This window comes from Clostridium sp. MCC345, assembly GCF_018785345.1.
Classification (GTDB): domain Bacteria; phylum Bacillota; class Clostridia; order Lachnospirales; family Anaerotignaceae; genus Anaerotignum_A; species Anaerotignum_A faecicola.
In genome coordinates this window covers 8,880-25,976 of sequence record NZ_WQPP01000060.1, presented here as the reverse complement: position 1 = coordinate 25,976, position 17,097 = coordinate 8,880, and the positions used below count along the sequence as shown (strand labels likewise).

17 protein-coding genes and 3 pseudogenes are annotated in these 17,097 nt (G+C 46.2%); 18 read left to right on the top strand and 2 right to left on the bottom strand.

Annotated features, from left to right (window positions below; all coding sequences use genetic code 11):
- The first annotated feature begins 78 nt into the window (after positions 1-78).
- From GPK49_RS09575 to mobQ, 11 genes and pseudogenes are all read left to right on the top strand, one after another.
- On the top strand, positions 79-1,194 hold the full coding sequence (locus GPK49_RS09575; protein WP_021738879.1) for a hypothetical protein: 1,116 nt from the start codon (positions 79-81) through the stop codon (positions 1,192-1,194).
- A gap of 252 nt (positions 1,195-1,446) precedes the next feature.
- On the top strand, positions 1,447-4,161 hold the full coding sequence (locus tag GPK49_RS09570) for a DEAD/DEAH box helicase family protein (RefSeq protein WP_021738878.1): 2,715 nt from the start codon (positions 1,447-1,449) through the stop codon (positions 4,159-4,161).
- A 137-nt stretch (positions 4,162-4,298) separates the two neighbouring features.
- Positions 4,299-4,724 (top strand): annotated as a pseudogene (locus GPK49_RS09565) (response regulator transcription factor); the annotation flags it as partial.
- Positions 4,725-4,732: 8 nt separating this feature from the next.
- Positions 4,733-5,770 (top strand): HAMP domain-containing sensor histidine kinase, encoded by a 1,038-nt coding sequence (locus tag GPK49_RS09560; protein WP_215677598.1) that lies wholly within the window; start codon positions 4,733-4,735, stop codon positions 5,768-5,770.
- Positions 5,771-5,882: 112 nt separating this feature from the next.
- Positions 5,883-6,566, top strand: coding sequence for an ABC transporter ATP-binding protein (locus tag GPK49_RS09555; RefSeq protein ID WP_177306823.1), 684 nt, complete (start codon positions 5,883-5,885; stop codon positions 6,564-6,566).
- The gene (locus GPK49_RS09550; protein WP_215634022.1) at positions 6,563-8,371 is read left to right on the top strand and encodes an ABC transporter permease; all 1,809 of its coding nucleotides are present in this window, start codon (positions 6,563-6,565) and stop codon (positions 8,369-8,371) included. The genes GPK49_RS09555 and GPK49_RS09550 overlap by 4 nt, the downstream gene beginning before the upstream one ends.
- Positions 8,372-8,824: 453 nt before the next feature.
- Positions 8,825-9,238 (top strand): RNA polymerase sigma factor, encoded by a 414-nt coding sequence (locus GPK49_RS09545; RefSeq protein WP_215677597.1) that lies wholly within the window; start codon positions 8,825-8,827, stop codon positions 9,236-9,238.
- 103 nt (positions 9,239-9,341) lie between these two features.
- Positions 9,342-9,794 (top strand): hypothetical protein, encoded by a 453-nt coding sequence (locus tag GPK49_RS09540; RefSeq protein WP_014081145.1) that lies wholly within the window; start codon positions 9,342-9,344, stop codon positions 9,792-9,794.
- Positions 9,795-9,804: 10 nt separating this feature from the next.
- Positions 9,805-10,266, top strand: coding sequence for an RNA polymerase sigma factor (locus GPK49_RS09535; RefSeq protein ID WP_009296689.1), 462 nt, complete (start codon positions 9,805-9,807; stop codon positions 10,264-10,266).
- 28 nt (positions 10,267-10,294) lie between these two features.
- Positions 10,295-10,585 (top strand): DUF3847 domain-containing protein, encoded by a 291-nt coding sequence (locus tag GPK49_RS09530; RefSeq protein WP_014081144.1) that lies wholly within the window; start codon positions 10,295-10,297, stop codon positions 10,583-10,585.
- Positions 10,586-10,799: 214 nt separating this feature from the next.
- Positions 10,800-12,245 carry a MobQ family relaxase gene (gene mobQ, locus GPK49_RS09525; RefSeq protein ID WP_014081143.1) on the top strand — a complete coding sequence of 482 codons (1,446 nt, stop codon included), beginning with the start codon at positions 10,800-10,802 and terminating at the stop codon, positions 12,243-12,245.
- 77 nt (positions 12,246-12,322) lie between these two features.
- On the opposite strand, the gene GPK49_RS09520 is transcribed toward mobQ, so the two are convergent.
- Together GPK49_RS09520 and GPK49_RS09515 are read right to left on the bottom strand one after the other, a co-directional pair.
- A complete protein-coding gene (locus GPK49_RS09520; RefSeq protein ID WP_021651024.1) occupies positions 12,323-12,613 on the bottom strand; it encodes a type II toxin-antitoxin system YafQ family toxin in 291 nt (96 codons plus the stop codon).
- Entirely contained in the window at positions 12,610-12,888 is a 279-nt protein-coding gene (locus GPK49_RS09515; protein ID WP_014081141.1) for a type II toxin-antitoxin system RelB/DinJ family antitoxin, read from the bottom strand. Before GPK49_RS09515 ends, GPK49_RS09520 begins: the two co-directional genes overlap by 4 nt.
- A 126-nt stretch (positions 12,889-13,014) precedes the next feature.
- Between GPK49_RS09515 and GPK49_RS09510 the strand changes: the two genes are divergently transcribed.
- The 7 genes and pseudogenes from GPK49_RS09510 to GPK49_RS09480 all read left to right on the top strand — a co-directional run.
- Positions 13,015-13,413, top strand: a complete 399-nt coding sequence (locus tag GPK49_RS09510; protein WP_014081140.1) for a cysteine-rich VLP domain-containing protein — start codon at positions 13,015-13,017, stop codon at positions 13,411-13,413.
- A gap of 113 nt (positions 13,414-13,526) precedes the next feature.
- Positions 13,527-14,261: a phage replisome organizer N-terminal domain-containing protein gene (locus tag GPK49_RS09505; RefSeq protein WP_014081139.1), complete on the top strand. Its 735-nt coding sequence runs from the start codon at positions 13,527-13,529 to the stop codon at positions 14,259-14,261.
- Positions 14,258-15,121: an ATP-binding protein gene (locus tag GPK49_RS09500; protein WP_215677595.1), complete on the top strand. Its 864-nt coding sequence runs from the start codon at positions 14,258-14,260 to the stop codon at positions 15,119-15,121. Before GPK49_RS09505 ends, GPK49_RS09500 begins: the two co-directional genes overlap by 4 nt.
- Positions 15,122-15,185: 64 nt before the next feature.
- Positions 15,186-15,359 (top strand): transposon-encoded TnpW family protein, encoded by a 174-nt coding sequence (locus GPK49_RS09495; protein ID WP_444876955.1) that lies wholly within the window; start codon positions 15,186-15,188, stop codon positions 15,357-15,359.
- A 77-nt stretch (positions 15,360-15,436) separates the two neighbouring features.
- Positions 15,437-15,802, top strand: a complete 366-nt coding sequence (locus GPK49_RS09490) for a hypothetical protein (protein WP_215677591.1) — start codon at positions 15,437-15,439, stop codon at positions 15,800-15,802.
- Between the two features lie 85 nt (positions 15,803-15,887).
- Positions 15,888-16,775, top strand: a pseudogene (locus tag GPK49_RS09485) (VirD4-like conjugal transfer protein, CD1115 family); the annotation flags it as partial.
- 140 nt (positions 16,776-16,915) lie between these two features.
- Positions 16,916-17,068: pseudogene (locus GPK49_RS09480) on the top strand (Maff2 family mobile element protein); the annotation flags it as partial.
- Positions 17,069-17,097: the final 29 nt, after the last annotated feature.

The window sequence follows — 17,097 nt, the reverse complement described above, 5'->3', positions numbered from 1 at the left end:
GAAACAAATATAGTAAGAGCAAAATATCGCTCTTTTTTCATTCAAAAATAAGTTATACTAGAAACAGAGGTGATATCCATGATTAACAATAAAGAGAAAAAAATGATTCAAAGATATTGTATATATCCAAAGATTGCAGTGGTTGCACTCATCTTTTCATTTGTACAATGTGCATTAATAGTACCATTAGAGATGATAGATGATTTAGTATTCCAAAACAAAGGTTTTCAGCCTACAGGGATGTTTACTGCATTAGGATTTGTCATTATATATGTTATTATATTCTGTTTCTGTGCACTTGCCCCTAAGTTTGGAATGAACGGTAAGAAATGGAAATCTCTTATAGGTAGATTAAATGTGAAACAGTCAGAAACAGATTATTCTAAAGAGGTATCTGCTGCTTTGGCGTCACAAGCTGTTGGTCGATTCCTTAAAGAAAGTGATAATGATACTGCAAAGAATATAGGAAGTGCTATGCAGGTGGCTGGTGCAGTAAGTACAGTCTCTACATCTATAGATATGTTATCTGAAGCAGGAAGTAATGCCGAGAACATGGCACATGCTTATAGAATCCCTATTCCTGATATAAAAAAACAACTCATTGCCTTTGCAGTTATCCCAATACTTATTGTAGTCGGTACTTATATACCTCAATATATAAAAGGAAAGCAGGCAATGGATCAAAGAATTGCAGCTTCTGCAAAACAAGTAGAAATAGTAAAAAAGGCATTAGAACCTGTATGTGTAAGAGTACATGCAGACAATCCAAATGAATCACGTAGTAGATCAAGTTATACTGTTATGGGATATTTAAGAGATTCAGGTGCTACTGATTGTTATGTTCATGTTCAAGTCAATAATAGTGGTACTATCATCAATATCTCATATGTAGAAGGTGTGGATATTAATAAGAGTTTAGAAGAGAATTTAATGCAGACAGAAAAAGATTTTGCGACATTACAAAAGTCTTTTGAGAATTTAAATGTATCCGTATCTAATCCTGAGATATTATCTTATCAGGCTATTCCACAACAATTTAAAGATGAATTTCTAAATGGGACATTTTATAAGAGTTTCCGTTTCTATGATCAGGATGCGCCTATCAGTTTGTCTTGTTCATTTGATACAGAGACAGAAGATCAGTTTGATGAATATACAAGACCTAAAATTCATTTCTTCTTAGGATCAAAATAGACACCTTATGAATAATAAATTTGATGAACAAAATGATACAGTCAAATTTCAGTTGTTAAACTTATTAATATTTTATCACAGGCACACCTGAAATTCTATTTAAATTCATTTGCTTTGAGGATGCAGAATGATTTAAATATCCCAACATAGGCATACTTCTTATTGGACACGGAATCTTTCTTGTAAGAAAATTGGCAGTTGTATATAATAGTTACAGACCACAGAAAAAGTGGAATAAGCAGAGGAAAATGGATGATTATGAATTACGAAGGTATTTTAGAGTTTAAAGGAACATGGAGAAGGTATCAGGCAAGGGTTTTGGAACACGCAGACAGGTACATGGCAGATGGAAAAATACATATTGTAGCGGCACCCGGATCCGGGAAAACGACATTGGGAATTGAACTGATCCGCAGGATGAACGGAAAAGCACTGATTTTGGCACCATCCATTACGATCCGGGAGCAGTGGATCGCAAGGATTGAGGAAGCTTTTTTATGTGAGGGCATACAGGGGGAAGATTATCTTTCACAGAATTTAAAACAGCCAAAGGCGATCACGGTTGCAACCTATCAGGCATTACACAGTGCCATGACAAGATTTCAGGGAATACAGGAAGATGCAGGTGAGGATAGTGGCACAGGCACAGACGAGTGCCCGGCGAAAACAGAGACAAAGGAAGTAGATTACAGCGGTTTTGATCTGGTTGGGACGATGAAAGAGGCTGGGATCGAAGTACTCTGTCTGGATGAATGCCACCACTTGCGAAGTGAATGGTGGAAAGCATTAGAAGAATTCAAAAAACAGGTGAATAACCTTAAAATCATCGCTTTGACAGCAACACCACCATATGATTCCACACCGGCTATGTGGACGCGGTACATGAATATGTGTGGAGAGATCGATGAAGAGATTACGATACCGGAGCTCGTAAAAGAGGGAAGCCTCTGTCCGCATCAGGATTATGTTTACTTCAACTATCCAACAAAAGAAGAAGAGAAGGAAGTCAGACGTTTTGAAGAACGCAGTAAAGCAATGACAGAAAAAATCATGCGGGATACTCAGTTCCTTACGTACGTAAGAAGCCATAAGGGGTTCAGTGGACAGCTCTCAGATGATCTGCTTCTGGATAATCCGGCATATCTGGCATCACTGTTGATTTATTTACAGAGCAAAAATATTGCAATTCCGTCCAGATTACAGAGGCTTTTGGGGGCAAAAAAATTACCGGACATGAATGTGCAATGGATGGAGCGTCTGTTACAGGGATTCTTGTATGATGATGTGGATTCATACCTGTGTGACAAGACATATCGTGAATTGCTAATTGCTGATTTAAAATCCGACGGTCTGATAGAAAAGAAAAAAGTCGTCATGACGAAAAGTGCGGCAGTGGAAAAAATGCTCACAAATTCCCTTGGAAAATGTAACAGCATCCGTGATATTGTGTTCCATGAATATGAGGCATCCGGTCAGGATTTGAGGCTGCTTGTTTTGACAGATTACATCCGGAAAGAATATGAAAAAGCAATTGGAAATACAGAATATGATGTTAACTCACTTGGAGTGCTTCCGTTTTTTGAGATGCTCCGTCGTGACAATGAAAAGAAAAACGAACAAATCCGTTTTGGGGTGCTTTGTGGAACGATTGTGATCATTCCGGCAGAGGCAAGAGAAGCATTAGAGCAGGCGATCGGAATGAGCGGAAAAGTTACATTCAGCAGGATCGGAAATCTTTCTGAAACAGATTATCTTAAAGTGACAGCGGTTGGAAATGCACATTTTCTCACAGGGGCGGTAACAGATATTTTCTCAAAAGGCTATATGCAGGTGCTGATCGGTACAAAATCGCTGTTAGGGGAAGGATGGGATTCTCCTTGTATCAATTCCCTGATCCTTGCAAGCTTTGTAGGCTCATTTATGTTAAGCAACCAGATGAGAGGGCGTGCCATCCGTGTGATGAAAGAACATCCGGAAAAAACAAGTAACATCTGGCATTTAGTCTGTTTAAGACCGTGGAACGAAGTGCTAAAGGCAGATGACAATCAGATCAGTGAAGATTACAGTATGCTGGAGCGAAGGATGGAACATTTTCTCGGTCTGCATTATACAGAAAATACGATTGAAAATGGAATGAAACGGTTGTCAGTTATTAAAACGCCATTTAATAAAACGAATATTGACAGGATTAACAGACAAATGCTGAAAATGTCGGGGCAGCGCGATACGTTAAAAGAACGTTGGAACAGTGCACTTGCAGTCTATGACAAAATGGATATTGTGGATGAGACAGAAGTAAAAGACAAATTTGTCACAAGTGTTGTTTTCTGGGATGCGATTCTTACAATGATCCTGTCAGGAATTCTGTGTCTGATCGGGGCAATTGGGGCAGGTATTGTTGCTGCAGCGTCCCAAAATGGTATCCTGGCCGGAACCTGTTACTTCTTCATTGCTGCCGGACTGGCTGGAATTATGATACGTTTCCCGAAAATTTTCATGTTGGGAAGTCCGCTAAAAAGATTAAAGGCATTTGGAAATGGAATCCGCAAAGCATTAGAGGAGCAACAGCTTCTGGAAGAAACACACTGTAAAGTTGAGACAGAATCAAACGGACCGGATAACCATATTATTTATCTGTCCGGTGGAAGCGGCAGGGATAAAGCGTTGTTCGCACAGTGTGTCAATGAATTTTTTGATGTGATCGACAACCAGCGTTACATACTTGTGAAAAAGAAGGGACACAAAGGACTGAATGGTTTCTATGCCATTCCAAATTGTTTTTCGAAAAAGAAGGAGGATGCGGAACGTTTTGCAAAATGCATGCATCCGTATATCGGAAATTATGACTGTGTGTATACAAGAAATGAAAAAGGAAGGGAACTTCTGTTAGAAGGCAGGGTGAAGGCACTTGCCAATCGGGAGGAGCGGTGCATTTCCCACAAAAAAGTAAAAGGGGCGTTAGAGTAGAAAACATATTGACAACGAAATATAAAAAATTTGTAGAATTCAAAATTTAATATGAAATGTGAGATAGAGCGTATGGAAATAAACTATACGTTCTATTTTTTTGCCTTTTTGAGAAAAATGATTAAAAAACTATTGACATTTTGTTACTGGATATTGGAGGTGATGACTATATCACAAAACCGTTCAAACTGGGGGTTCTCGTTTCAAGGATTAACGCCTTACTTCGACGTGCAAATTCTTTTCAAGCAGCAGACACGGAATTGCAGTCGAATGGCATCAAGGTTCTTTTACTGCAAGGACAGGTTTTCAAAAATGGGGAACTGTTGGATTTGACTGCCGCGGAATACAAGCTACTGTGCTTGTTTATGCGAAACCCAAGCATGGTGCTGACAAAGGGACAAATTTTAGATAAGCTATGGGACTGCGATGGGAATTATATCGACAGTAGTACCCTTACGGTCTATATGCGTCGGCTTCGTATGAAGATCGAGGATAATCCGAGCGAACCGCAAATGCTCCTGACTGTTCGAGGTATGGGCTACAAATGGAATGTAATCAAATGAGGTGGCCTATGAAAATATTTGCAAACAAAGAAATAAAAAAATTGTTTCTTGCTGTATCCGTTATTTGGGTAGTCTCCCTTCTGCTGACACAAGGTTTTTTATGGTTGTGCTATCAGCAGTTTTCGCTGTTTTTATTGCTTGTTTCCGTATTGGCTGGAACGTCCATGTTGGCAGTATGCTGTTCCTATTTCAGAAAACAAAATAAGATCATGGAGCAGGCAGTGTCGCAGATCAATGCGTATCTTGATGGGAATCTTGACGCTCGTATTGAATGTGATTACGAGGGTGAACTATATCGGCTATTTCATGCTGTCAATTCTCTGGCGGCTGTCTTAAACGCTCATGCAGATAATGAACTCCGGGAAAAGGAATTTTTGAAAAATACGATCTCTGATATTTCCCATCAACTGAAAACACCGCTGGCAGCACTCAATATTTATAACGGACTCCTTCAAGACGAGGATATAGAAGTGTCCTCCGTGAAAGAATTTGCGGGTTTGTCTGAACAGGAACTTGACCGTATCGAAACACTGGTGCAAAGTCTGCTCAAGATTACAAGATTGGATGCCGGAGCCATTGTCTTGGAAAAGAACGCAGAAAATGTTGCAGATATGATGCGGGATATTGAACTGCATTTTGCATATAGAGCCAGACAGGAAAAGAAAGAAATCATTCTGTCTGGCTCGGATCATCTTTCTCTTTTTTGTGATCGTGATTGGTTGAATGAGGCAATCGACAATATTGTGAAAAATGCGTTTGACCATACAGAAAGTGGTGCAACAATTCGTGTTGCGTGGAAGGAGTTGCCGTCTGGTGTCCAAATTGTGATAATGGATAATGGATGCGGCATCCACCCAGAGGATATACATCACATCTTCAAACGGTTTTATCGCAGTCGTTTTTCTAAGGACAAGCAAGGGATTGGACTGGGATTACCTTTGGCAAAGGCAATCATTGAAGCACATAACGGCACCATTGAGGTTGACAGCGAATTAGGTATCGGGACAACTTTCACAATGAATTTTCTGATTCCTACAAAATTGTAGGCTGGCTGTAGGCTTACAGTAAGATTCAGGTGCTATTCTCTCACACATAGGCAGGACAAACAAAGACAGCCTGCCTATATCGCAAAATCATTCAGAAAGAGGTGTTTACACTATGAACTTATTAGAAGTCAAAAATATCAGTAAGACCTATGGCAACGGAGAAACCGCTGTCAAGGCATTAAAGGATGTCAGCTTTTCTGTTCCAAAGGGCGAGTATGTGGCAATCGTTGGGGAATCCGGTTCTGGTAAAAGTACACTGCTGAATATGATCGGTGCTTTGGACACGCCAACATCTGGCAAGGTTCTGATTGACGGCAAGGACGTTTTTGCCATGAACGATCGAAAGCTGACCGTTTTCCGCCGGAGGAATATCGGCTTTATCTTTCAGGCGTTTAACCTTATCCCGGAGTTGACGGTGGAACAAAATATTATTTTTCCGCTGTTGTTGGATTATCAAAAGCCGGATAAGAGATATTTGGAGGAACTGCTGACGGTTTTGAATTTGAAAGATCGTCGTAATCATTTACCCAGTCAGCTTTCCGGCGGTCAACAGCAGAGAGTGGCGATTGGCCGCGCATTGATTACCCGTCCTTCTCTGATTCTGGCAGATGAACCAACAGGAAATTTGGACTCACAAAACAGCAGTGAGGTCATAGCATTGCTCAAAGAAACATCGAAAAAATACGAGCAGACCATCATTATGATTACCCACAACCGCAGTATTGCGCAAACGGCAGACCGGGTATTACAGGTATCGGATGGTACTTTGACTGATTTTGGGAGGTGCCGTGAATGAAAAGCTATCTTAGTCTTATTCCCATCTCCGCTAAAGTTCACCGCCGACAAAATCGTATGACGCTGCTTTGCATTGTATTTGCTGTGTTTATGGTAACAGCAGTATTCAGTATGGCAGAAATGGGTTTTCGGATGGAACAGGCCCGATTGGTTGGTAAGCATGGAAGTTTCTCTATTGGAGACTTGCTCGGCAGTTCCATGGGGCAAACCCTTCTTTCTGTTGCGGTTGTTCTGTTCCTGCTGATTTTGATTGCAGGCGTTTTGATGATTTCCAGCAGCATGAACAGCAGCGTTGCACAGAGAACCCAATTTTTCGGAATGATGCGATGCATTGGTATGAGTAAGCAGCAGACCATCCGCTTTGTCCGTTTAGAGGCATTGAACTGGTGCAAAACAGCTATCCCTATCGGTCTTGTTTTAGGGGTTGTTACTACATGGGGACTTTGCGCGGTACTGCGTTTTGTAGTCAAAGAAGAATTTTCTGATATTCCTCTCTTTGGCATTAGTATTTTTGGCATTGCTTGCGGTATCTTTGTGGGACTGATTACTGTACTGATTGCCGCAAATGCTCCGGCAAAACATGCTGCAAAGGTATCTCCTATCACAGCGGTGTCTGGAAATGCAGGCCACGAAAAAACAATGCGCCATTCGCCGTATGCAGGCTTCGGAAAAATTGAATCCCTTCTTGGTGTCAGCCATGCAATCTCCGGGAAGAAAAATTTATTCCTGATGACAGGTTCTTTTGCACTTAGCATCATCCTGTTTTTGAGCTTTTCTATTATGGTCGATTTTGTGGATTACCTGATTCCTCAGTCGGCTGCCACATCAGATATAGATATTGCAAGTGCTGACGGTAATACGATTCCTTGGGAACTGCTTACAACCATCCGCGAAATGGATGGAGTGAAGGAAGTTTACGGGCGTCGTAGTGTATTTGATGTTTCTGCCAAACTAAACGACGACACCAACTTTTCTGGCACAGTCGATTTGATTTCTTATGACGATTTTGATTTACAATGTCTGAAAAAAGACAGTGCTTTGAAAAGGGGGAGTGATCTGTCCAAAGTTTTTGGGGACAGCAATTTTGTTTTGGCAACATCCGATCAGGACAGCACATGGAAAATCGGTGACACTGTTCAGATTGGGGATGAAACCCTTACCATAGCCGGACTGTTAAAAAACGACCCATTTAGTGAGAATGGATTGACAAATGGAAAGCTCACATTGATTACCTCTGATGAAACATTTGTCCATTTGACAGGAGAGGAAGGTTATTCTCTTGTGCTGATACAAACAACGGGAGATGTTACGGACGAAAATGTTCAGGCAATCCAGAATTCCGTAGATCAAACATATAGCTTTCGAGATAAACGCGACGAGCGCACTACGGGAACTTATATGGCTTTTGTTTTCTGTGTTTATGCGTTTTTGGCAATTATTGCACTGGTAACGGTAATGAACATTGTCAATAGCATTTCCATGAGTGTGTCTGCCAGAATGAAGCAATATGGAGCTATGCGGGCAGTAGGAATGGATGAACGGCAAATGACGAAAATGATTGCTTGTGAAGCATTCACCTATGCTGTTTTGGGGTGCGTTGTTGGTTGTGCTATTGGCTTGCCGCTTAGCAAATCGCTGTATGATTTCCTTATTGCAGGGCATTTTCCATCTGCTGTGTGGCAGTTCCCAATTATCTCTTTGGGCGTTATTCTTCTGTTTGTCTCGATTGCGGCAATCGCAGCTGTATATGCTCCGGCAAAACGAATTCGCAATATGTCGATTACTGCAACCATCAATGAATTATAGTTTCATATGTTAATCTGCCGGACGACGGCAAAAGAAAAAAAGCCGTCGTAGAGCAGACAATTTGACACGCCCATTTGAAACGGCGGCTTTGATTTTCAGAGCCGCCGTTTCTTTGCGTTTGCACAAACCTATGACGACTTGCAGGGATACGGTAGCCGATTGGAGGTTAATTTACCGTGTCCTTCTTTTTATTTCGCAGTATCCATGATCTGCACCAGCTAAAAAAAGCCTGTTCCCAGCAGCGGAGCAATGCGGTCAGAAGTATGCACTATACCATGTAACTAAACAGCAAAATATACTCTATTACGCTCGTATGGCTTTATGCCGTCCGGGCGCTTTTTTGTCCCTATGGAGCCGAAACATCGGGCCAGCATGGCCCGAACCCTGGCCCCAGTGCCGTTCTCCGCCGCCCCATTCAGATTTACCAAAAAAATCTGAATGGAGGAAAGGCAGATGGAAGTTACCATCAATTATAACGGACAAGCTGTGGCCGTGGAGGTTACGCTGGAAGTCTATGAATTTCTTGACCGGGCCGATCACAAAACGGAGAACCTGTTCCATGAACAGCGGCGGCATTGGGATGGTCGGGAGTTTGACGAGTACATCATTACCACCGAGGGCGTAGGGGGCTACGGCGAAACGCCGGAGGAATACCTTTGCCGCATGGAAACGCTGCATGAGCTGATGGCTGTTCTGGACACCTGTACCGAGGCCCAGCGCCGCCGGTTCCTGCTCTATGCGCTTGACGGGCTGAGCCTTGCAGAGATCGGTGTGCTGTGCGGCTGCTCCAAAGTGGCTGTTTATCAAAGTGTGGAAGCGGTCAGAAAAAAATTTATAAATTTCTTTGAGAACAGGATTAACGAATGACCTGTTTTCTGGCTACCAAGTGAAAGGGATCATTTCCCTTATCTCAGCGAGGGGCGGACAGCGGACGAGCTGCCCGCCTCTCCAATTTTCAGGAGGTAAGCCTATGAAAACAATCAATCTGCGGTGGATGTATCCCCACTACCGGCATGACGAGTTTGTGGATGTTACGGACAAGGTATGGGCAGCGATGTATCAGGCCCAGCGGGAGATGGAGAACTATGAGCGTCGGAAAGTCTACCACCGCGCCTACTACTCTCTGGACGCATACAGCTGGCTGGAAAATTACGCACTGGAACACAGCAGATCGCCGGAAGATATTTTGCTGGAACGAGAAGAAATGACCACCCGCCTGCACCTGATTGCAGCTCTGCCTGCGGCTCTGGCTCATGCCACTCCGACACAGGCCCGCCGTGTTCACGCCTACTACATTGCCGGTATCAAGCAGCCGGAAATCGCCCGGAGAGAGGGTATCCATAGCAGTAAGGTCAGCGTTGCCATCCACCGGGGGCTGCGGAATATGCGCCGCTGCTATGATGACCTTTTTCAAACAGAGTGAGGGCGTGCCTATGCAGACCATCAATCTCAAACAATATTATCCATTTTGCAAAGAGGACATTTTTGTGGAGGTGTCCGATGAGATCGTCGAAGCGTTTCTTCTGGATAAGAGGGCCGAGGCCGCCAGAGATCGCAAGATGTTCCGGTATAAGGCGTTTTATTCCCTTGATTGTAACGATGGAATCGAAAATGCCGCCATCGGCTGGGCGCAGCCATCGCCGGAGGACTACCTGATAGAAAAAGAAGAATTAGCCGAATACGAAGAACTGATACGGCGATTGTACGAAGCCATTTCTTCCCTGCCGCCTATGCAGGCTCGCCGTGTCCACGCCCGCTATATGCTGGGTATGAAAGTGAAAGATATTGCCGCAATGGAGGGTATCACACCATCACAGGCGGGAAAATCCATCCACGCTGCACTGCGGAGGCTGCGCCGGTACTTTGCGCGTCAGAAATGGACGGTCAATCTATGAGTATTTCCAAAGAAAAGAGGTGCCTGACATGAACGAAAAAATTACAGCCCACCCCCAAAAAGAAGAACGGGAGAAAGTCCTGAAGGAGATCCGGCAGCTTGAAAACCGCAAGAAGATTTTAGAGAACAAGCAGCGGAATGAAGAACGCAGGGGTCGTACCCGCCGCCTGATTGAGCGCGGAGCCGTTTTGGAGGGGATTTTCCCGCTGGCTCCCGACCTTTCCGGCGCGGAGGTCAAAACATTTCTGATTGCCCTGTCCCATCTTCCGGGGGCTGCGGAATTGACTGCAAACCTGCCAAAATCCGGGGACACGCCATAAGTCCCTTGTTTACAAGGGCACGCCATAAGTCCCTTGTTTACAAGGGCGCACTTATACACCGTTGCCGGTGCTGTGCGCCCTGCCGGGGGCATTGCGTACTTCGTCCGCGATGGGAAGCTACGCTCCCCAAACCCCTTGTGCGCTCTGCACAGCCAAACACCCGCTTTGCGTTTGTCCGGCTCCACAGAGCCTGTTATGCCCTCACTGAAAGGAGGTGTTCCCCATAGATTTCTGTCATATCCCCGTCAGTATCATCAAGCGCAGCGCAGGCCGTTCTGCTGTTGCCGCAGCTGCTTACCGCAGCGGAACCAAGCTGACAAATGAATGGGATGGAATGACCCACGACTACACCCGGAAAGGCGGCATTGTCCATGCGGAGATCATACTGCCTGCCCACGCCCCGCCGGAATTTGCAGACCGATCTATCCTCTGGAACAGCGTGGAGCAAATCGAGAAAGCAAGGGACAGCCAGCTTGCCCGCGAGATTGAAGCAGCCCTGCCCCGTGAACTGTCCGGCGAACAACAGCTCGCCCTTGTGCGTGCCTATGTGAAGGACAACTTTGTAGACAAAGGAATGTGTGCCGACTTTGCTATCCATGATAAGGGAACCGGCAACCCCCATGTTCATATCATGCTGACCGTCCGGCCCCTGAAAGAAAATGGCGCATGGGGCGCAAAGTGCCGCAAGGCATACGACCTGGACGAAAACGGCCAGCGTATCCCGGACGGGAAAGGCGGCTGGAAGAACCACCGGGAGGACACCACCGACTGGAACGACAAAGGGAATGTGGAGATTTGGCGGGCGGCATGGGCGGCCTGCACCAACCGGGCGTTGGAATCTGCCGGCAGACCGGAGCGCATTGACCATCGCAGCTACAGGAGGCAGGGCATTGATAAAATCCCCTCTGTCCATCTGGGGCCAGCTGCCAGCCAAATGGAAAAGCGCGGCATCCGCACCGACAAGGGAGAAGTAAACCGGCAGATCGCCGCCGACAACAAGCTGCTGAAAGAAATCAAAGCCCGCATTACCCGTCTTTATCGCTGGTCGAAAGCCGAAACGGAAAAACCACAAACACAGCAAAGCAGCTTGACCGCCTTGTGGGAGGCCCAGCAGCAGTTGGACGCTCCCCGCACCCGCACCGGCAAAATCCGGGCTTTGCAAGAAAGCGCTGCACTATTCAGCTTTTTGCAGGCAAACGGCATCCAGTCTATGCAGCAGCTTCATGAAAAAATCACTGATATGAACAGCCGTTACTATGACCTGCGCGGAAAGATCGTCAAGGCCGAGCGCCGGATCACTACCCTTACCGAGCGCAGGGAGATGTGGGAACAGTACAACCAGTACAAGTCCATCCACAAGCAGCTTGCCAAAGTAAAGCCGGAAAAGCGGGAACAGTTTGAGCAGCGCCACAGCCGGGAACTGATTCTGTATGACGCAGCGACCCGGTATCTGAAAGACTTGAAAGACAACGGCGAGGCAATCACCCCGAAGACATGGCAGCTGGAAATTGACCAGCTGGCCGCTGGAAAGCAGACGGACACGCTTGCCATGAAATCCATGCGGGAGGATTTGAAAGCAGTGGAACGGCTCCGCAAAACCGCCGAGCAGCTGTCCAGACAGGAACGGGACAAGTCTCACGACCGGGAGCCGGAGCGGTAAGGGCTACCGCGTTTCACGACATACTTTTGCACACAGAAAAACCGCCGTACAGGTTTCCCCATACGGCGGCAGACTGTTTATTTGCCGAACAAGTCGCTGTGTGTGCCGGTGCGGGCCAGCGTCAGCACCAGAACATCATCTTCTATGCGGTAGACAAGCAGCCAGTCCGGGAGAATATGACATTCTCGATGGCCTGCCCAATCGCCGGACAAATCGTGATCGCGGTTTTTATCCGGCAGCGGTTCGCCCATCGACAGCAGCGCCACGACCTGTTCCAGCAATTCGATTTTCAGGCCGCGCTTGATTGCCCGCTTGTAGTCCTTTTTGAAAGCGGTCGTGTACTTGACGGTGTACTTTGTTTTCCTCATTTTTTCAGGTCGGCAAACAACTCGTCAAGGTCATTGTATCCCTTTACAGACGGGTCTTTTGCAATCCTTTCCGCTTCCAGCATGGCAGCAATCGTTTCCTTGTTCGGCTGTTCCAGCCTTACTTCAAAGGGAATGCCGCCTTCACGAAGCGACTGGCGCACAAAGATGTTAAACGCCGTAGTCAGGTTCATGCCAAGCTCAGTAAACAGTGCGTCCGCCTGCGCTTTCAAATCTGCGTCCATGCGGATACTGATGTTTGTGGTATTTCCAGCCATACGATCAACCCCTTTCTGCTGGCAATTATAGTATATGCCATTTGCACGAAGAAAACAATACTTTGCACGAATATTTAACAATAAATTCATTCAAGGAGGTTACCGGCTTTATGAAAGAAATCATTTATGAAGAACAATAAGTCTGAACCTATCCCAGTCATGGATTACCGCCAGTACCGCAGAGTGCGGAGGCTGGTGCATGAGTGCTGTAACTACATCGACGGAAACTGTATCGCCCTGGACGATGGGGAGAAATGTGTCTGTGTCCAGTCCATTTCCTATTCCCTGTTGTGCAGGTGGTTTCGGGCGGCGGTATTGCCGCAGGATAAGGAACTGGAAACGGCGCTGTTCCACCGGCTGAATGCTAAGAAATGCTCCGTATGTGGGGCGCTGTTTACCCCCGGTTCCAACCGAGCCAAATACTGCCCGGAATGTGCCGCACGCATGAAGCGGATCAATGCCGCAAAGCGCAAGCGGAAACAACGGGAGAAATGTCACGCTTTAGGGGCTGAAAAACCTTTGTAAATCAAGGCTTTTTTCGAGGGTGTCAAAGGCAGGCTGATAGATTTATCCTCTGACCCATAAAACGGCCTTAAAATGCGTGCAGAATCCCAAGAGAAACCCCAAGGAGGAACCCTATGTCAGACAACCGAAAATATTATTACCTGAAACTCAAAGAAAACTATTTTGACGATGATTCCATCGTGCTGCTGGAAAGTATGCAGGATGGTGTGCTGTATTCCAACATTCTGCTCAAGCTGTATCTGAAATCGCTGAAACATGGCGGACGGCTTCAACTTGACGAGGACATTCCTTACACGGCGCAGATGATCGCCACCATTACCCGCCAGCAGATCGGCACTGTGGAGAGAGCCTTGCAGATCTTTTTGAAGCTGGGTCTTGTGGAGGTGCTGGACAGCGGCACATTCTACATGAGCAACATCGAACTTTTAATCGGCCAGTCCTCTACCGAGGCCGAGCGAAAGCGTGCGGCGAGGCTCCAAAACAAGGCTCTTTCCGCGCCCCGGACAAACGGCGGACATTTGTCCGACATTCGTCCACCAGAGATAGAGATAGAGTTAGAGAAAGAGATAGAGATAAAGAGAGAGATAGAGAAGGGACGCTCCGCCCGCGCCTATGGCCGTTACCAGAATGTTTTCCTGACGGACGAGGAACTGGCAGACTTGCAGGCCAGTTTTCCCACTGTATGGGGCCAGTACATCGAAAAGCTGTCCGAATACATGGCCTCTACCGGTAAGCGGTATCAGAGCCATGCCGCCACCATCCGGCGCTGGGCCGGTGAGGACGCGAAAAAGGCGGCCCCGCCCACCCGCAACCGTGATTACAGCGTAAAGGAGGATGAAACCGTATGATGGAGATTACCGCAGAAATCCGGGCGCTGATCGACAAGGCAGCCGCCGGTATGGAACTGGCCGGGGACGAGTACATAGACCCGGCAGACGGCCTCATTCACTGTAAAAAGTGCGGCGGTCAGAGGCAGACCGTTGTGCCATGCTTTGGGAAATCCGGCTACTTTATGCCGCGCTGCATCTGCCAGTGCCAGCAGGAGGCTGAGGAGCAGCGCAAGGCTGCTGAAGAACGGCAGCGCCGCATGGAGCGTATCAAACGCCGAAAGGCACAGGGCTTGCAAGACCGTTATCTGTATGACTACACATTTTCCAATGATAACGGGCAAAACCCATTGATGGACAAGGCTCATGCCTATGTGGAGAACTGGAAAGAAGCATATAAGAGCAATATCGGGCTTTTGCTGTTTGGAGATGTGGGAACCGGCAAATCTTTTTTCGCCGGATGTATCGCCAATGCTCTACTTGACCGGGATGTGCCTGTGCTGATGACGAACTTTCCCACCATCCTGAACCGCCTGACAGGGATGTTCTCCGAAGACAGGGCCGACTTTATCGCCAGCTTTGACGAATACGACCTGCTTATCATTGACGATTTGGGTGTGGAGCGCAGTACCGAGTATGCGATGGAGCAGATGTTTTTCGTCATTGACAGCCGATACCGCAGCCGCAGGCCCATGATCATCACCACCAACCTGAAACTGGCCGAACTCAAGAACCCGCCTGACCTGGCCCACGCCCGTATCTATGACCGTATTCTGGAACGGTGTGCGCCGATTCTTTTTGACGGGAAGAATTTCCGGGAAGAAAATGCCGGTGCTACCCGACAGACAGCAAAAGACATTGTAAACAGTAAGCAAGACTGATTTTTTACCGGGCGGCACAGACCCGCCCGGAGAAAGGAGCGCCATGAGCGAAGAAACCCGTACCATGCAGGTGGCAGACGCCGCTACTGCGTCCGGAGCGCCGGAAAACACGCCAGCGATGGTAAAGAAAATCGGTAAGACAACCTACAAGGTTCATGTCCATTTCAGCAATACCAGCACAGAAACCATGAGCGATAAAATCAAGCGTATGCTCAAAAATGAAATTCAGCAGATGTGACAGACTGATAAACGAAGCCGCCTTGTGCTAAACTGATGATGGTACGCACCAAAATTTTTGTCAAGGAGGATACGAAAATGCTTTACACAGAAAAAGAAAAACATGAAATTGAGCGAGTAAAGGAGGTCTTTGCGGAACATCTGCGGCAAAGCCCTGATTTTGAACTGCTCTGGTCGGACAAGGTAGGCTATGTCTGGCTGACGATTGGTGTAAATCCAGTCTATGTGGATACCGGTATCAGGATAGAATCTGCCGCCAATCTCTGCTGTAAGTGTTTGGATGATGTTGCTATGGATGTTTTGTATATGACGGGCAACGATCATGCACTGGAAGCAGCCGACCCGCTGGAATTGGCGGAAATCAAGCGGCGATGGGAGCCATATATCAACCAGCTGCCAGACTATGCGTATCTCTGCAAAGACCTGCTGAACGGAAAAATGTAATCTATCAAACGAGGTGTCAGGAGCCATACGGTGCTTCTGGCACCTTTTTTGTAGATTTTTGTGAATTTGATTAAAAAGTCCTTGACAATTTGTCTCTGGCAAAACAGCGAAGTCGATTCTGATTAGCTGTGGAGCCAGACTTGCTCCATTTGATATTGCGGAGCTTCGTGAGATCATGAGCTATGATGAAATGGAACTGGATATGGTAGGAGATCAGAGGACAGCATTGTTTATCATTATTTCAGATACCGATGATACGTTTAACTTTGTTGTGGCAATGATGTACAGCCAGTTATTTAACCTGTTATGTGACAGGGCAGACGATGTACACCATGGACGATTACCATATCATGTCAGAATATTAGCTGATGAATTTGCAAATATCGGACAAATCCCGAAATTTGACAAGCTGATCGCAACTATTCGTAGCCGTGAGATTTCAGCATCCATTATCCTCCAGTCGCAGTCACAGCTCAAGACCATCTATAAAGATGCTGCTGAAACTATTTTAGGTAACTGCGATACGATGTTGTTCCTTGGCGGCAAGGAAAGTTCTACATTAAAGGAGATTTCCGAGACACTGGGAAAGGAAACGATTGATTTATACAACACTTCTGATACCCGTGGACAGAGCCGTTCTTATGGGATGAATTATCAGAAAACAGGAAAGGAATTGATGAGCCGGGACGAGCTTGCGGTTATGGATGGCAGTAAATGTATCCTGCAGCTTCGAGGTGTCAGACCGTTTTTCAGTGACAAGTTTGATATTACCAAGCATAAACGATACAAGGAATTGTCGGACTATGATAAGAAAAATGAATTTGATGTGGAGGCGTATATGCGGCATCGGATGGAAGTGAAGCTGACAAGGACACAGGAGTTTGACCTGTATGCCTTTTCAGAGGAAAGTCTGGCAGAAGAATTAAATACAGAAAACAAGGAAGCAGGGCATGTGAAAGATTTGGACACATAGCTCTTTTTCTTTGCCCTTATAGGGAGGTGATGGATTTGAGAGATCATGAAAGGCCGCCCATAAGGGCAGAGCCGGAAGAGACTTCTTAAAACATAGATAGAAACTGATAAAAAGCAATGATTTGGAAGGAGACAACGACTATGGCGTTTTTTAATCAGGCAATTAATATTTTACAGACTCTTGTAGTAGCGATCGGAGCTGGTCTTGCAGTATGGGGTGTTATCAACCTGCTGGAAGGTTACGGAAACGATAATCCGGGTGCGAAATCCCAGGGGATTAAGCAGTTCATGGCTAATTAAAGGGAACAAAAAGAAAGGAAAAG

Excerpts from the sequence above, each read along its gene's own strand:
- GPK49_RS09520 (WP_021651024.1), bottom strand. The coding sequence starts at position 12,613 with ATGAGGAAAACAAAGTACACCGTCAAGTACACGACCGCTTTCAAAAAG.
- GPK49_RS09570 (WP_021738878.1), top strand. The coding sequence starts at position 1,447 with ATGATTATGAATTACGAAGGTATTTTAGAGTTTAAAGGAACATGGAGA.
- GPK49_RS09575 (WP_021738879.1), top strand. The coding sequence starts at position 79 with ATGATTAACAATAAAGAGAAAAAAATGATTCAAAGATATTGTATATAT.
- GPK49_RS09540 (WP_014081145.1), top strand. The coding sequence starts at position 9,342 with ATGAAAACAATCAATCTGCGGTGGATGTATCCCCACTACCGGCATGAC.
- GPK49_RS09530 (WP_014081144.1), top strand. The coding sequence starts at position 10,295 with ATGAACGAAAAAATTACAGCCCACCCCCAAAAAGAAGAACGGGAGAAA.
- GPK49_RS09495 (WP_444876955.1), top strand. The coding sequence starts at position 15,186 with ATGCAGGTGGCAGACGCCGCTACTGCGTCCGGAGCGCCGGAAAACACG.
- GPK49_RS09560 (WP_215677598.1), top strand. The coding sequence starts at position 4,733 with ATGAAAATATTTGCAAACAAAGAAATAAAAAAATTGTTTCTTGCTGTA.
- GPK49_RS09555 (WP_177306823.1), top strand. The coding sequence starts at position 5,883 with ATGAACTTATTAGAAGTCAAAAATATCAGTAAGACCTATGGCAACGGA.
- GPK49_RS09510 (WP_014081140.1), top strand. The coding sequence starts at position 13,015 with ATGAAGAACAATAAGTCTGAACCTATCCCAGTCATGGATTACCGCCAG.
- GPK49_RS09505 (WP_014081139.1), top strand. The coding sequence starts at position 13,527 with ATGTCAGACAACCGAAAATATTATTACCTGAAACTCAAAGAAAACTAT.
- GPK49_RS09500 (WP_215677595.1), top strand. The coding sequence starts at position 14,258 with ATGATGGAGATTACCGCAGAAATCCGGGCGCTGATCGACAAGGCAGCC.
- GPK49_RS09490 (WP_215677591.1), top strand. The coding sequence starts at position 15,437 with ATGCTTTACACAGAAAAAGAAAAACATGAAATTGAGCGAGTAAAGGAG.
- GPK49_RS09535 (WP_009296689.1), top strand. The coding sequence starts at position 9,805 with ATGCAGACCATCAATCTCAAACAATATTATCCATTTTGCAAAGAGGAC.
- GPK49_RS09515 (WP_014081141.1), bottom strand. The coding sequence starts at position 12,888 with ATGGCTGGAAATACCACAAACATCAGTATCCGCATGGACGCAGATTTG.
- GPK49_RS09545 (WP_215677597.1), top strand. The coding sequence starts at position 8,825 with ATGGAAGTTACCATCAATTATAACGGACAAGCTGTGGCCGTGGAGGTT.
- GPK49_RS09550 (WP_215634022.1), top strand. The coding sequence starts at position 6,563 with ATGAAAAGCTATCTTAGTCTTATTCCCATCTCCGCTAAAGTTCACCGC.